Origin of the sequence: Puia sp. P3 (assembly GCF_050632245.1) — a bacterium.
Taxonomy (GTDB): Bacteria; Bacteroidota; Bacteroidia; order Chitinophagales; family Chitinophagaceae; genus Puia.
On sequence record NZ_CP192583.1, the window covers coordinates 5,730,708 to 5,745,046 of the forward strand.

17 protein-coding genes and 2 pseudogenes are annotated in these 14,339 nt (G+C 55.0%); 11 read left to right on the plus strand and 8 right to left on the minus strand.

Annotation, left to right across the window (positions count from 1 at the left end; all coding sequences use genetic code 11):
* The first annotated feature begins 10 nt into the window (after positions 1-10).
* From ACQ86N_RS36130 to ACQ86N_RS36140, 3 genes are all read left to right on the plus strand, one after another.
* The gene (locus ACQ86N_RS36130) at positions 11-1,132 is read left to right on the plus strand and encodes an O-acetylhomoserine aminocarboxypropyltransferase/cysteine synthase family protein (RefSeq protein WP_431211280.1); all 1,122 of its coding nucleotides are present in this window, start codon (positions 11-13) and stop codon (positions 1,130-1,132) included.
* 138 nt (positions 1,133-1,270) lie between these two features.
* Positions 1,271-1,624, plus strand: a complete 354-nt coding sequence (locus tag ACQ86N_RS36135; RefSeq protein WP_431211281.1) for a hypothetical protein — start codon at positions 1,271-1,273, stop codon at positions 1,622-1,624.
* A 9-nt stretch (positions 1,625-1,633) separates the two neighbouring features.
* Positions 1,634-2,344, plus strand: coding sequence for a hypothetical protein (locus tag ACQ86N_RS36140; protein ID WP_431211282.1), 711 nt, complete (start codon positions 1,634-1,636; stop codon positions 2,342-2,344).
* Between the two features lie 2 nt (positions 2,345-2,346).
* Here the strand turns inward: ACQ86N_RS36140 and ACQ86N_RS36145 are convergent, their stop codons facing one another.
* The 8 genes and pseudogenes from ACQ86N_RS36145 to ACQ86N_RS36180 all read right to left on the minus strand — a co-directional run.
* Positions 2,347-4,062, minus strand: a complete 1,716-nt coding sequence (locus tag ACQ86N_RS36145; protein WP_431211283.1) for a discoidin domain-containing protein — start codon at positions 4,060-4,062, stop codon at positions 2,347-2,349.
* Positions 4,063-4,093: 31 nt separating this feature from the next.
* Positions 4,094-4,285, minus strand: coding sequence for an alpha-L-fucosidase (locus ACQ86N_RS36150; RefSeq protein WP_431211284.1), 192 nt, complete (start codon positions 4,283-4,285; stop codon positions 4,094-4,096).
* Between the two features lie 262 nt (positions 4,286-4,547).
* Positions 4,548-5,612: a family 20 glycosylhydrolase gene (locus tag ACQ86N_RS36155; protein WP_431211285.1), complete on the minus strand. Its 1,065-nt coding sequence runs from the start codon at positions 5,610-5,612 to the stop codon at positions 4,548-4,550.
* A gap of 61 nt (positions 5,613-5,673) precedes the next feature.
* Positions 5,674-5,946: pseudogene (locus ACQ86N_RS36160) on the minus strand (family 20 glycosylhydrolase); the annotation flags it as partial.
* A complete protein-coding gene (locus ACQ86N_RS36165; RefSeq protein ID WP_431211286.1) occupies positions 5,943-6,284 on the minus strand; it encodes a family 20 glycosylhydrolase in 342 nt (113 codons plus the stop codon). The gene ACQ86N_RS36165 and the pseudogene ACQ86N_RS36160, both read right to left, overlap by 4 nt.
* Entirely contained in the window at positions 6,284-7,183 is a 900-nt protein-coding gene (locus ACQ86N_RS36170) for a hypothetical protein (RefSeq protein WP_431211287.1), read from the minus strand. Before ACQ86N_RS36170 ends, ACQ86N_RS36165 begins: the two co-directional genes overlap by 1 nt.
* On the minus strand, positions 7,158-7,601 hold the full coding sequence (locus tag ACQ86N_RS36175; protein WP_431217726.1) for a beta-galactosidase: 444 nt from the start codon (positions 7,599-7,601) through the stop codon (positions 7,158-7,160). The genes ACQ86N_RS36170 and ACQ86N_RS36175 overlap by 26 nt, the downstream gene beginning before the upstream one ends.
* Positions 7,575-8,590: pseudogene (locus ACQ86N_RS36180) on the minus strand (beta-galactosidase); the annotation flags it as partial. The gene ACQ86N_RS36175 and the pseudogene ACQ86N_RS36180, both read right to left, overlap by 27 nt.
* A 162-nt stretch (positions 8,591-8,752) precedes the next feature.
* Between ACQ86N_RS36180 and ACQ86N_RS36185 the strand changes: the two are divergent.
* From ACQ86N_RS36185 to ACQ86N_RS36220, 8 genes are all read left to right on the plus strand, one after another.
* Complete coding sequence (locus ACQ86N_RS36185; RefSeq protein ID WP_431211288.1) at positions 8,753-9,187, plus strand: sigma factor; 435 nt, start codon at positions 8,753-8,755, stop codon at positions 9,185-9,187.
* Entirely contained in the window at positions 9,129-9,272 is a 144-nt protein-coding gene (locus tag ACQ86N_RS36190; protein WP_431211289.1) for a sigma factor-like helix-turn-helix DNA-binding protein, read from the plus strand. The genes ACQ86N_RS36185 and ACQ86N_RS36190 overlap by 59 nt, the downstream gene beginning before the upstream one ends.
* Positions 9,269-9,499: a hypothetical protein gene (locus ACQ86N_RS36195; RefSeq protein WP_431211290.1), complete on the plus strand. Its 231-nt coding sequence runs from the start codon at positions 9,269-9,271 to the stop codon at positions 9,497-9,499. Before ACQ86N_RS36190 ends, ACQ86N_RS36195 begins: the two co-directional genes overlap by 4 nt.
* A 74-nt stretch (positions 9,500-9,573) precedes the next feature.
* The gene (locus tag ACQ86N_RS36200; RefSeq protein WP_431211291.1) at positions 9,574-10,110 is read left to right on the plus strand and encodes a hypothetical protein; all 537 of its coding nucleotides are present in this window, start codon (positions 9,574-9,576) and stop codon (positions 10,108-10,110) included.
* Positions 10,107-10,778 (plus strand): FecR family protein, encoded by a 672-nt coding sequence (locus ACQ86N_RS36205; RefSeq protein ID WP_431217727.1) that lies wholly within the window; start codon positions 10,107-10,109, stop codon positions 10,776-10,778. The genes ACQ86N_RS36200 and ACQ86N_RS36205 overlap by 4 nt, the downstream gene beginning before the upstream one ends.
* A gap of 323 nt (positions 10,779-11,101) precedes the next feature.
* A complete protein-coding gene (locus ACQ86N_RS36210; protein WP_431211292.1) occupies positions 11,102-11,359 on the plus strand; it encodes an STN domain-containing protein in 258 nt (85 codons plus the stop codon).
* 14 nt (positions 11,360-11,373) lie between these two features.
* Positions 11,374-12,531 (plus strand): SusC/RagA family TonB-linked outer membrane protein, encoded by a 1,158-nt coding sequence (locus ACQ86N_RS36215; RefSeq protein WP_431217728.1) that lies wholly within the window; start codon positions 11,374-11,376, stop codon positions 12,529-12,531.
* Positions 12,518-14,320, plus strand: coding sequence for a SusC/RagA family TonB-linked outer membrane protein (locus tag ACQ86N_RS36220; RefSeq protein ID WP_431217729.1), 1,803 nt, complete (start codon positions 12,518-12,520; stop codon positions 14,318-14,320). Before ACQ86N_RS36215 ends, ACQ86N_RS36220 begins: the two co-directional genes overlap by 14 nt.
* Positions 14,321-14,339 lie beyond the last annotated feature (19 nt).

A 14,339-nucleotide genomic window follows, 5' to 3' on the forward strand; every position in this document is an offset into this window, starting at 1 on the left:
GAACAACGCATTGCTGCACTGGAAGGCGGCGTGGCTGCGGTCGCTACCAGCTCCGGCCAGGGCTGCCCAGTTCCTCGCCCTCAACAACATCCTCCAGGCCGGCGACAATTTCGTCAGCACCAGCTATCTCTACGGCGGCACATACAACCAGTTCAAAGTTTCATTCCGCCGTCTCGGCATCGACGTCCGCTTCGCGAAGGGCGACGACCCGGAAAGTTTCGTAAGACATATCGATAAAAACACAAAAGCTATATACCTGGAAACCATCGGCAATCCAAGATTGAATATTCCGGACTTCCAGAAGTTCGCCGACCTCGCAAAAGAATATGACATTCCATTGATCGTGGACAACACCTTTGGAGCAGGCGGTTATCTCTTCCGGCCCATCGAATGGGGCGCCAACATCGTTGTCCGAATCCGCCACCAAATGGATCGGTGGCCACGGCACCACCATCGGCGGTGTCATCATAGACGCAGGCAACTACAACTGGGGCAATGGCAAATTCCGCAGTTCACAGAACCATCCGAAGGATACCACGGCCTTAAGTTCTGGGATACCTTTGGCGAAGGCAATCCCCTCGGCCTCCCCAATATCGCATACGCCATCCGCGCAAGAGTCGAAGGCCTCCGCGACTTCGGAGCCTCCCAAAGCCCCTTCAATTCCTTCCTCCTCCTGCAGGGTCTGGAAACACTTTCCCTCCGCGTACAACGCCACGTCGACAACGCACAGATTCTCGCCGAATGGCTCGAAGACCATTCCTGCGTCGAATTCGTGGAGTATCCCGGCCTGACTAGCAGCCCCTACCACAGGCTGGCAGTAAGATACCTGGACCATGGCTTTGGAGGTATCCTCAACTTCGGCATCAAAGGCGGAAAAGAGAACGCGGCAAAATTCATCGACTCGCTAAAACTCGCCAGCCATCTCGCCAACGTCGGCGACGCAAAAACCCTGGTCATCCACCCTTCATCGACAACGCACGAGCAGCTCACGGAAAACGAGCAGATCGCCGCAGGTGTACTGCCCAACCAGGTAAGGGTCAGCGTAGGCATCGAACATATCGAAGATATTAAGGCGGACTTTGAACAGGCCTTTCACACGATCTTCCAGCACCGCCATCATACAACCATCTAACGCATCGCCCGCATACAACCATTGACCATACCAGCCGGTCAGAGCCAGCTTCATCAGGCGGGGCACACCAACCTCACCCGACGAGCGAGGCCAACACTGTGCCGGCTGGATTCCTACCCCGTACCCCAACCATTAACCATGACAAAGGTATTCACGTTCAATAAACCCATCGTCCTCGAGTCAGGCGCCGTTCTTCCAGGCTACCATTTGACCTATTCGGCACACGGAAAGCTCAACAGCAGCGGAACCAACGTCGTATGGGTATTCCACGCGCTCACAGCCAACAGCGACCCCAACGAATGGTGGCCAGGACTTGTAGGCGAAAACAAACTCTTCGACCCCGACAAATACTTTATCGTTTGTGTAAACATGCCGGGCAGCTGCTACGGCAGCCTCGGACCGCTGGATGACGACCCCGTCCTGCGCGAGCCCTATTATCACTATTTTCCTTTTTCACCATCCGTGATATGGTCCGCGCCTACCGGCCGCTAAAAGAACACCTTGGTATCCGGAAGATACACATCGGCATCGGCGGCAGCATGGGCGGCCAACAGCTGCTCCGAATGGGCTATCGAAGAACCCGAACTCTTCGAATACATCTTCCCGATATCCACCAGCGCACAACACTCTCCCTGGGGCATCGCCTTCAATACCGCCCAGCGAATGGCCATCGAAGCCGATAGCACATGGCCCGAAAAGACCGAACGCGCAGGCATCGAAGGCATGCGCGCAGCCCGCGCCATTGCCCTGCTCTCCTACCGGCACTACGACACCTATTTGAAAATGCAACCCCGCTCCACCGGTTTCCTCGCCGAGACAGACTCAGGCAACATCGACACCAGCGAAGGCGCCGCCTCCTACCAGCGCTACCAGGGAGAGAAACTGGTCCGCCGCTTCTGCGCCTTCAGCTACTACAAGCTTAGTCAGAGCATGGACTCGCACGACGTATCCAGAGGCCGCGGCAGCCTCGAAAAAGCCCTCCGGCGCATACGCGCCAAAACCCTCGTAATGGGAATAACATCGGACATCCTCTTCCCCCTTCAGGAACAACAGCTGTTGGCAACACTTATCCCCGGAGCCTTCTTCCGCACCATCACCTCGCTCTACGGACACGACGGCTTCCTGCTGGAATGCAACCAGATCGAACAACTGGTGATCGACTTCCTCAGCCACGCTCAGGCCGGGGACATCGGAGCAACCGCCCCCAGATAGCGCTACCTCACTCCCAGTTCGTTCACGACTACTCCATTGCCGGCAAGCACATCTATCGCTGAAAATCTGAAATATCGCGCCTTTATCGGATGGTCCAGCGGAACCACCTGCTCCACGGGATTGGCCCGGATATTGGAGAACTCACCCTCCGCCACCTTCTCCCAGTCCTTCCCGTCAAGACTTATATAAAAAGCGTACCGGTCTACTATTCCTTCTGTCCGGCGGTCCTGCCTCGGCAAATACGTAAATGCCCTGATCACACGCTCATTTCCCATGTCGACACTGATATCCTGCGGAAATTTCGCGGCAGGCAGCTGATCCTTCTGCAGGCTGCTCCAGTTCGTTTTCTCATCCTCATCGATGGCCCGGTCAACCACTCCCTTTAACACTTCCCCACCGGCCTTCGCCTCGATCACCTTCCATCCCGCCTTCGCATATCCCAGCTTTTTCGTCGCCACCTCGCCCGCCACATTCTCGTCAAAACTCCGCGCCTTCACCACTCCCCCGCTCGGCAGTGCAAACGGTCCCAGATACAAAGGAGATCCCAACCCCGGCTCCGAACCATCCAGCGTATAGTGTATACTCCCAAGCGGTCCCGACACCAACACGTTTACCATTCCTGCTCTGTCACGAACGATAGATGGAGGGTCGGCATGCGCAGGCTCCCTGAACAGCCCAAAATCGCTTAATGCCACACTCGCCGCAGCGCCGACTATCCGCAACCGCACCTCATTCGTCACCACATTTTGCTGCAGACGAACCAGCCGGTTCGCCCCGATACTCGTCCCGGACCCGATCAGTTTCCATCCCCCGTCGACAAACGCATCGATCGCAAAACTATCGATCCGTTGCCCCAGCTTGATATCCTCCCGAAGACGTATTACGTTAAAGGTTACCTGCTTTCCGGCGTCGACTACCAGCTCGGCCTGCTTCACATCATCATCGGTCGCCCAATAGCTGTACCTGTCCCCATCCACCAGCCGTGCCGGCCCGTACGACCGGACATCACCCCCACGAATATTGCTGGCCTCAAATGACGCCCCACTAGCAAGATTAACCGAAAATATCTGCCGCAGCAGATCTCCAAACCCCTTCAGAGACGCCACGTCATGCCGATCCAATACACCCTTGCGGTTCGGCGCCAGCCCGAGGTCAAGATCGGCGCCGCGCCCTACACTCTGGTAATAAAGATCCAGCAACTGATACGGCGACTTCACCTGCTCGTCCTGCGTTTCATGATAGAACCATCCCGGCCTCAGCGGCACGTCGCACTCCGCCGGCAGCCAGAACTTTCCGTTCCGCGTACCCTCCGTCGCCTCCCAGTATTTATTGTAGCCATTAGCCGGTCGTTTGCCCGGGTCCGGCGCCTCGGGCGTGTACGTTGCCCAGCAGGTCGTTCCGGCACGCCCTTCTTCGTTCCCCACCCAGCGTACATCGGGACCGATATCCCCAAAAATGTTTGCCCCCGGCTGCAACTTCCGCACGAGTCCCCACGTCGTATCCCAGCCATAATAAGTAGTCCTGTCGATCTTGCGCAGCTCCCGTGTTCCCCCATAATAACCATCTCCCCCATTCGCTCCGTCATGCCACGACATGAACAACGGACCATAGCCCGTATAAAGCTCCCTTATCTGCGCCCGGTACGTCTTCACATACGCAGGTGTACCATACCCGGCATTGTTCCTGTCCCACGGCGAACAATACAACCCCATCTTCATCCCCGCTGCTGACAGGCCTGCTGATACTCCTTTACCATATCTCCATGGCCACCCTTCCAGGGCTTTTGGTAATATTGTGTTCTGTCGTTTTTGTCGGCCAGATACAAAGCCCATCGTGATGCTTCGCTACGATCACCACGCCCCTGAACCCACCCGCCTTGGCAGCCCCTACGATCTGCTTCGCGTCAAAATCCACCGGGTTGACCAGTTTCGGATCCTCCATCCCCATAACCCCACTCCTTATCCGTATACGTATCTACCCCGAAATGGATAATGCAATACATCTCCGTCTCGTGCCGGGCCAGCTGCCTCGGGCTGGGCAAAACCCCATACGGCTTCGGCGGAGCCACGGCCTTCATGCGCGGGCCCTCACCATTTACGCGCGGGCCATCCCCATCCACGCGAGCCGCCTCCCCCTCGGGCCACCCTGCCCAAAACACCCGTCCCCACCACCAACAATACAACTGTAATTAATTTCATACTTATTAATGTTTTAGCCATTCCGCCGGAATATCCTGCGGTTTACCGCCATTAAAACTATATTTCAGCCGCAACGCATACCCTCCCCCTCCTTCGATAAAATCAAGCGCCAGCTTCTGCAACCCCTTCTTCAGCGCCACCTGCCCGTTCTTCTCCAGCGGCGGATGATTCCCGTCATTATTGACCACCTCCCTTCCCGCGATATTCAGCACACCCCCATCATCACAAGTCAGATACCAACTATAAATGCCATCCTTAGGTATATCCAGATAACCCCGGTACTGCAGTCCGAACGACGGCGCCTCCAGGACCTTCGGCACGGCAACCGCCCCCACCGTCATAACAGTATCCGGCTGACGACCAGCCATACCCGCAACAGACTTGAAACTCTCCCTATACCGGCTGCATACCAGTCCATCCTCAACACCCGGCACCCGATCGGGTTCCGCAAGCGACTGCTTTTCATATTTTATATCATAGACATCTCCCTTCGTCCCATCCGGCCGGAACGCCGCAAGGCGAAACTGTCGCGACTCCCGAACTACCAGCGGACCACTCAGCACCGTCGATCCGGCACCCGGCACACTCCCATCAGTCGTATACCGCACAGTCAACCCATCCAAAGGCTTCCGGATATCCAGACGCCCCTCATCGGTGAACACATTCGACGAAAGAAATCCCTCCAGATCCGGCAGCCGGTAATGCACCTTCATCGCATCGAGGCGCTGATACCCCAGACGCAAACGCTCCTGATAAGAATCAATGTCTTTCCTCGCCGTCCACAACACCTCCGCCAGCGCCGTCATCCTCGGCATATACATATAATCCGCACGGTTCTCCGTAGGAATATACTCCGTCCATATATTCGCCTGAGCCCCCAGAATGTTTTTGGCCTGCTCGCTCGTCAATCCCCTCGGGATCGGATTGAAATTATATACCGCCGTCAACGAATTCCGGTCCTGCCTGCCATCGAAGTACAGGGGATTGCCTGGAGTCATGATGACAGGATTCCCGTTCTGCGCCGCCTCGACGGGCGCCTTCGGCACCCAGGTCCTCCAATACATCACCATCGCCGTTTTGCTGATACCCCCTTCCAGTATCTCGTCCCACCCGATCAGCCTGCGCCCCTTTGGAATTAAAGAACTGCTCCATCTTCCGGATAAAATAACTCTGCAGCTCAGCTGTATTCTTCAACCCTTCTTTTTCCATCAACTGCTTGCATTCCTCTGACTTTGCCCACAATGTCCTGTCCACCTCATCACCTCCGATATGCAGATAGGTGCCCGGAAAAATATCCATGATCTCGGAATATACGTCCTCCGCAAAACTATAGGTCATCGGCAGACAGGGACAGATAGGAGTAGAGAATAACTTGCCGAAAACACTCGTCCCGTCACAGCTCAAAAATTATACTGATTGATCGCCGCCATCATATGCCCCGGCATATCTATTTCCGGAATGATATCGATATGCCGGTCTGCCGCATAAGCCACCAGCGCCTTCATTTCCTCCTGCGTATAAAATCCGCCGTACAACTGCTTCCCGTCCCGTTCGATGATATGCGCAGGATCGATCGCCATGTCCGGATTCTCTTTTGCAAGCCGCATACACGCCGAGTCCTGGTTATTAAACGTCCGCCAGGCGCCGCGCTCCGTAAGTAAAGGATATTTTTTTATCTCTATCCGCCACCCCTGGTCATCCGTCAGATGAAGATGGAATTTATTGAACTTATATAACGCCATCAGGTCGATGAACTTCCGCAGATAACCGATCGAAAAAAATGTCTCGACACGTCCAGATGCATACCCCTCCACGCATAAGCCGGAGCGTCCTGGATCGTCACCGCCGGCAACGGCCCCCGCCGGTCGGCAATAGCTGCCGTATCGTCTCCACCCCTCTGAACATTCCAACAGGTGTCCTCGCCGCCAGCACCACATGCCCAGAGCCGGACTATCAACTTATACCCTTCCTCCGCTGCCACACTCTCATCCTTCTTCATCTCAATATACGGCCTACCCCCGGCACGGGCCCCCACAACCAGCGCACCACCAAACACTCCATTCAGCGCCCCTGCCTCCTTTTCAAAACCATCCGCCCGCACCAGCACCGTGCCTGGCTCAGCCACGAATTCTCCATCCGCCGGCCACAAGGAGGTCGGCAAGGGTATGATGGGATACCGCGTCGCCGTCTCATGCGTCAGCGAATCCAATATCGGTCTGTCCAGCGTCCGCAGCTGACTATGCCCACCCTTCAGCTCATCGAACACCACCACCTCATTAACACTCTTCTTTAACCAACCCGCGGGGACATATATCGTCTGCTGCGGACCGATCTGCCAGTACTTCCCCAGATTTCGTCCATTCAGAAAAACAACCCCCTTCCCAAACTCCCGCATATCCAGATACAAATCGTGTTGCCGGCTCACACTGAAACTTCCTCTGTATAATCCTGGCAAGTTCCCACGCCCCTTCCCTTCCGCAAACCTAAACCTGCCCACTCCATCCATTGGTAATTTATACATCTTCCAGTCAAACAACTCCTGTCCATTTAACGTCACAGCTTCCGTTATCCCCTGCCGGTTATCCGCCAGAAAAGGTCCGTAGTTGATCCTCCCGTTATTCTCCACCAATATATCGAGCACAGCACCCGCCGGTACACCATCCAGCCAGATGGAATCCTCGGTTCAGCCTCCTGTCCAGCACACCCTGCCGGCGGCCGTTTATATATACGATGGCATAATCCCTCAGCTGCCTTGGCCGGAGCCAGCCGCTCCCGGAAGCCCCAACAACAGTCCTGTATAAAACAAAACCATAAGCCTGCCCCAGGTCCTCAAAGCAAAGAGGCCTCTTCCCCACCACAGGCGCCGGCAAATTATCGAACAACCCAGCATAGGCCGCCAGCCGGATAGGAGCGATACTTACCGCCACCTTCCTCGCCGGCACTGGCGGCAGCCGCTGCCCCGCCGGCAGATGCTTTTCGATCACCCGCCTGAAAGCGTAATATTTTTCTGTAGGATTACCCTCCTCGTCCAGCGGTGCGTCATAGTCATAGCTGGACACCTGCGGCGCATAGGGCGAATGCTGATTCATATTCGCGCCATTCATAAAACCCCGCGTAGTCCCCCCATGAAACATATATATGTTCACAGAGATCCCCGCACTCAGTATCTTGTCATAGACAGCCGCGGCATGCTCCACACCCGTATGCGCGTGCGGCTTCCCCAGTCATCGAACCAGCCCGGGTACCATTCCGCAATATAATAAGGCCCTTTGCCCCCGTGGTATTTATTGATCAGCGCCTTCACCTTGCCCGGATCCTCCTCCCCGTTGACGGCCGGTAAATAGCCCGGCAGATACCCTCTGCCCATCTGCTCGGCGCCATCACAGGTAAACAATAGCCCGTCGAACCCGGCTTCCCGGAATATCTGCCTGTTCAGATCGAGATAACTTTTGTCGTCACCATAAGAACCATACTCATTCTCCACCTGCACCATCAGAACATTTCCCCCATGCGTTACCTGCAGCGGCGCCAGCTGCCGCCCCAGCTGCATGATGTAGTTACGGTACGCCTCTATGAATCGGGTATCCCTGCTCCTCACCTTCACCGAGCTGTCCTTCAGCAGCCAGTACGGATATCCTCCGAACTCCCATTCAGCACACACATACGGACTCGGCCGAAGCACCACCCACAAACCCTCCTCACCGGCTATCCGCACAAACTCGGCAATATCGTTATTCCCCGTAAAATCATACCTGCCTTTCTCCGCCTCATGTACATTCCAGAATACATAGGTGCCGATCGTATTCAGTCCCATCGCCCGGGCCATCTTCATCCTGTCCCTCCAGTACTCCCTCGGAACCCGGGTATAGTGCATATCGCCGCTGATTATCTGTAGCGGCTTCCCGTCCAGCATGAAACTGCTATCCCCGAACGAAAAGCTATGCTTCGGCCCCCGCACAACACCCGCTGCACTTCCCCGCGTCCCAACTCTACTCTGCTGCGCCGCTTTCACCCCACTCACCACCCGACTCCGTTGCGCCAACAACATATCCTTAACAAAAAAACAACAATAAGAGAAAGGATTATTCTTTTCATATACTGTCTTTGGACAATTTTTTAAACCAAATTGCCTACAAGGTCAACAAAAATATTTGTAGTTTAGTGTTTTGACTAGAACAAACGATTGCATATCCTGCACATCTCAACTGCTTTGAAGAATAAAAACGTCGATATTCTCAGTCTATGGAAACTCATCAGCTCGCATGATGACCCCAAAGCATTTGAATCCCTCTTCTACCTCCTAAACCCGCCACTGATCAAGTTTTCCATGATGTACCTCCACCAGAAAGAGGTGGCGGAGGAAATCGTCTCCGACGTCTTCGTAAAATGCTGGCTCAATAGAAAAAACCTGACCGATGTGCGTAATATTGACACATATTTGTACGTCGCCGTAAAAAATCAGTCCCTCAACCACCTTAAGAAATACTCCCACATCCACCTCGTCCAGGTAGAAGATTCCAGTGAACTCAGGCTTCTTAAACCCAACACCCCCACGAAACACTCGAGAAAAAGAACTGCTCTTCAAGATGGAGCAGTCCATCGAACAACTCCCCCAGCAGTGCCGCATCATCTTCAGACTAATTAAGGAAGAAGGCATTAAATACAAAGAGGTCGCCGAGATCCTGAACATCTCCCCCGCACCGTCCAGACCCAGCTGTTCCGGGCCATGAAAAAACTCAGCGCCGTCCTCACCGACTACCTCAACCCAGCATCCGACAGTTCCGCACCCGGGCACCCAATATCCGAACACCCTGCTTCCAAATACCCCGCACCCGGAAACCCCAGCTCCGGAAACCCCTCATCCGCTAACGGACGTTCCGCTCCCGGCAAAAGCGACACGATCCTCACCATCCTCCTCCTCATAACCCTCGGTCAAATATTTTTTTCCGGCTTGTAGGCAATTTCCTCCAAATCATTGTCCACCACTCTAAAGGCCGCAGACAACAACCCGCCGCCTGCTATAACTGCACTATGACCAATGACCGCTTTATCATACTGCTCACAAAGGAATTATGTGAACAACTCACTGAGACTGAGCGCGAAGAGCTATTTTCTATTCTAAAGGACAATCCCCGCTACCGCGACCAGCGCGAGCTGTTCAAAGCATACTGGGAAAAAGACCGCAACGAATACCAGGCCAGCTCCGCCCTCTTCAAAAAAGTACAGGAAAAGATCATAGCCGAAGAGACCGCGAACCAAACCCCGGAACAACCATTCCTTACCGACACCCCGATTCAAACCCCGGGGCAACCATCACCTACCGGCACCCCGATCCAACCCTCCGGCACCCCCCGTCTCTTCCCGGCACCCCCGAGCCACTGCACTCCGAACATTCACCCGCCCCCCGCCGCAACAACATCAGCCGCATCTGGTACAGCGCCGCAGCCGCCCTTATCCTCACCATCGGCGGGATCGCCTACTATCATTCATCACCCCATCCCACCGGCAAAGAGACTACAGCCCGCTGGCTCCAGACCGCAACCCGGCCAACCAAAAAAGACGTCCTGACCCTCCCCGATGGCACCTTCGTTACCCTCAACTCGGCGACGACCATAAAATATCCCGACCATTTCGGTGGCACCACACGCGAAGTCTGGCTCGAAGGAGAAGCTTATTTCGACGTCAGTAAGAACCCCGGCCGCCCATTCATCATCCACGCCGACAAAATGAATATCCGCGTCCTGGGCACCTCATTCAACGTCAAATCATATAAGAACGAAGCCTTCGGCGAAGCCACACTGATCACGGGATCCATCGAGGTCACCCTAAACGACCGCCCATCCGACCGCATCATTCTCAAACCAAAGGAAAAACTCATTGTACAAAATAATCGGGTGACAAGAAGACAACTCGCTCCAACTATCCCCGACAGCGCCGGCAAAAGCACACGCTACGCACTAACCAATCTCACCTATTTCCGCAACAATGTCCACACCGTCGTCGAAACCTCATGGGTGGAGAACAAGCTGGTGTTTAGCAACAGAGACTTTGTCGACATCTCCGGCGATCTCGAAAGATGGTACGGAGTACACATCGAGTTCATGACCGAACGCGCAAAACACTACAACTTTTCCGGCTATTTTGAAAAGGAAACCCTGCCCGAGGCACTGGACGTTCTGAAGATGATCGACCACTTCAACTATAGGATCGAAGATTCAACTGTATATATCTATTAAACCAAAACACACTAAAAAATGAGACGCCGGAAAAGGCGGGAACCGCCCTGAAGCAAATCCCCGCCACACAATGCTTAAAGATTCGGTATGCCGTTATCTCTGGTACAGATCGCGGCAATTATAAACCTTTAACTCAGTAAACATATGAAATTTTTGAAACACCCCAAAATGGGTGTAATGGGGAACCCATGGTTGCTTAAGTCCATCTTAATCATGAAACTAACGCTAATTCTCTTATTATTTTTTAACCTCAACGTTTGCGCGGACGCCTTCTCGCAGACAAGAGTCACCCTTAACCTTAAGGCAACCGACTTCAAAAAATAATGGCAGGTATAGAAAAACAAAGCATCTATCACTTCGTCTACAGCGAACGCAAAATTCCCAGCCTGAAAGGAGTCGACATCAACGTCCGGAACGAAGAAGTCCCCACTCTGCTCGACAACCTGCTGGCCGGTTCCGGCTTCAAATATAACCTGCTCGCCAATCACCTCATTGTGATCACCAAAGCCGAAGAAGAAGCCCCCGTAATGGCTCCCCCTTCAGCGGGAAAATTACCGACGAGAAAGGCCAGCCCCTCGTAGGCGCCTCCGTCCGGATCAAAGGCTCCAGGACTGGAACCAGCACCGACGCCAGCGGATCATTCACCCTCGAAGTCCCGGATAATACAACCCTCGTGATCAGCTACCTCGGCTACGAAGACAAAGAAGTCTCCGCCACCGGCACGACCTCCCTCAATATACAACTCAGGCTCGCCAACAACAGCCTCAACGAAGCCGTCGTCGTCGGCTACGGCACGCAGAAAAAGATCAACCTCACCGGCGCAATCGCCACCGTCAACGCAGACAAGCTCGAGGGCCGCCCCATGGTGAACCTCGCCGATGGCCTCGAAGGACTCATCCCGAACCTCAACGTCAACCTCAACACCGGCCAGCCCGGCACCAAAGCCTCCTTCAATATAAGAGGTCTCACGACGATCACCATGGGATCCAGCGCCGCCACGACGCCCCTGATCCTCGTCGACGGCGTCTCCCGCGACCCCAACCTTATCGATCCGAATGACGTAGAAAGCGTGACCGTCCTGAAGGACGCCGCCTCATCGGCCATCTACGGCAGCCGGGCCGCCAACGGCGTCATCCTTATCACGACAAAGGCGGGAAAGAAAGGTCCCGTACACGTTTCCTATTCGGGCTCGTACACGACCTCCCGTCCCACACAGCTGGTCCATCAGGTCAACTCGGGCGACTATATCAAAATGTTCAACGAAGCCAACCGCACCGGTCTCGCCAGCGGCGCCTACACGACGACGCCGTTCTCCTCGACAGACTCGACGATGGCCGCCGCCTATCGCGCCGACCCAAAAAATAACCCCGACGCATATCCGGATCCGGCCAACCCCAAACGCTATCGATACGTCGGGAATACAGACTGGATACACGTCCTCTATCCGGGCTGGGCTCCGCAGACACAACACAATATTTCCATCTCCGGAGGCCAGGATAATACGACTTTTATCGCTGGCATGGGCTACTACCGCCAGGAAGGCCTCGAAAAGACCGCCAATCAGGTATTCCAGCGCTACACACCCTCCCTCAAGGTCAACAGTGACGTGACAAAATGGATGACCCTGAACCTCAACCTCTCTCTTACGCACGTAGACAACAACCAGCCCGCAACCAGCCGCATCGGCCAGTGGCGGCCCCGTCAACGGCGGCTGGCTCGAATCCGGCCTTCCCCCGGTGATGCCCGTCCGTAACCCCGACGGCAACTACGCCGGCCAGGGCAACTACTCCAATCCCGTCGCCATCAACGCCCTGTCAGGAAGAGACATCGACCAGCAGAACGATTTCTGGAGCACCGCCCGCATCATTCTCAAACCGGTTAAACACCTTAGCATCACCGCCGACTATACATGGAACTCCTTCACGGAATTCGAGAAAGCCAACCTGATCCCCTTCAATGAATACGGCGTCAACGGCGCATTCCTGGACATCTTCCCCTGGACCAATCCCTCACAGGTCACCGAGACCAAAAGGAACTATGTCTATAAGGTCATCAATGCCTACGCTACCTACGAAAATACATTTGCGAGGGACCACTACGTAAAAGCCCTGGTTGGCTACAACCAGGAATACAATCGCTACCACGTGGACACATCGCTTGTAAAGAACCTCATCGACCCCAGCTTCCCCGCTCTCGGCCTGAATAACGACCCGAAACCCACGGTCAGGGAGACGGAGACGGAATCTGCGCTCGTCGGCACCTTTACCCGGCTGAACTATATCTACAAACGGAAATACCTGCTGGAGCTCGACGGCCGCTATGACGGCACCTCCCGCTACCAGCCCGGCAACCGCTATGTCTTCTCTCCGTCAGCATCGGCCGGATGGAACATCGCCGAAGAATCATTTATGGAGAATACCCGCGGCGTCCTCGACGTCCTTAAGCTCCGGCTATCCTATGGGCAGCTGCCCGATCAGCTGCCGCCGGCAGGTGGCCCATCGGCAAGAAATCAATACCCTTACATCGCCACCATGCCCTCAGGCACGGCTAGCTATCTCATCAACGGACAACCGGGCATCGCCATCTACACGCCCGGACTGGTCTCGCCTAACTTCACCTGGGAAAAGGTCCGCACCAGGAACATAGGCCTGGACTATTCCTTCCTGCACGACCGGCTCAACGGTAGCTTTGACTACTTCCTCACGCAGATCAAGGACATCCTGGTCGCCGGCCCGCAGCTGCCGGCCGTACTCGGTACGCCCGCTCCGGCAGGCAATTTTGCCGACGTCAAAAGCCATGGCTACGAATTCAGCATCAACTACCGCGACAAGGCCCTTGACGGACAGCTGTCCTATAGCCTGACCTTTACCCTCGCCAATTCGTCCAACGTAGAGGTCACCCGCTACCAGAACAACCCGACCAATCGGATAGCCGACTTCTATCCCGGCACCCACATCAACGACCTATGGGGTTTTCACAATAAAGGCTTCTATGCCAGTGACGCCGAGGCGCAGGCCGTCAACAACTCCGCACTCTCCGGCTACAAATGGCTGGCAGGCGACATCAAATATGAAGACGTCAACAAGGATGGCAAGATCGACTATGGCAACGGTACCCGCACCAATCCCGGAGACCAGACCCTTATCGCCAATACCACCCCGCACAACAGGGTCGGATTCAGCCTGAACCTTGGCTATAAAGGCTTTGACCTCACTACCTTCCTGCAGGGCGTGCTCAAACACGACTTCTACCCGAACGAATACATATTCTACTCCTTCCGCGACGACGAGTATAGCATTCCTTCCCAGTTCGCCACCGACTACTGGACACCGACACATACCAACGCCTTCTTCCCGAGAATGGGCTTCGCCCGCGGCGGCAACGAGCAGGCGCAGGATAAATATATTCTCAACGCCGCTTATCTTCGGGTCAAACAGCTGAGCCTCGGCTACACCGTACCCAGAGCCGTGACTACCAGGATGAAGCTCCAGTCACTTCGCTTCTACGTGACAGGCCAGAACCTCTTCACCTTCACCCCCTGAACAAGAACTACGATCCCGA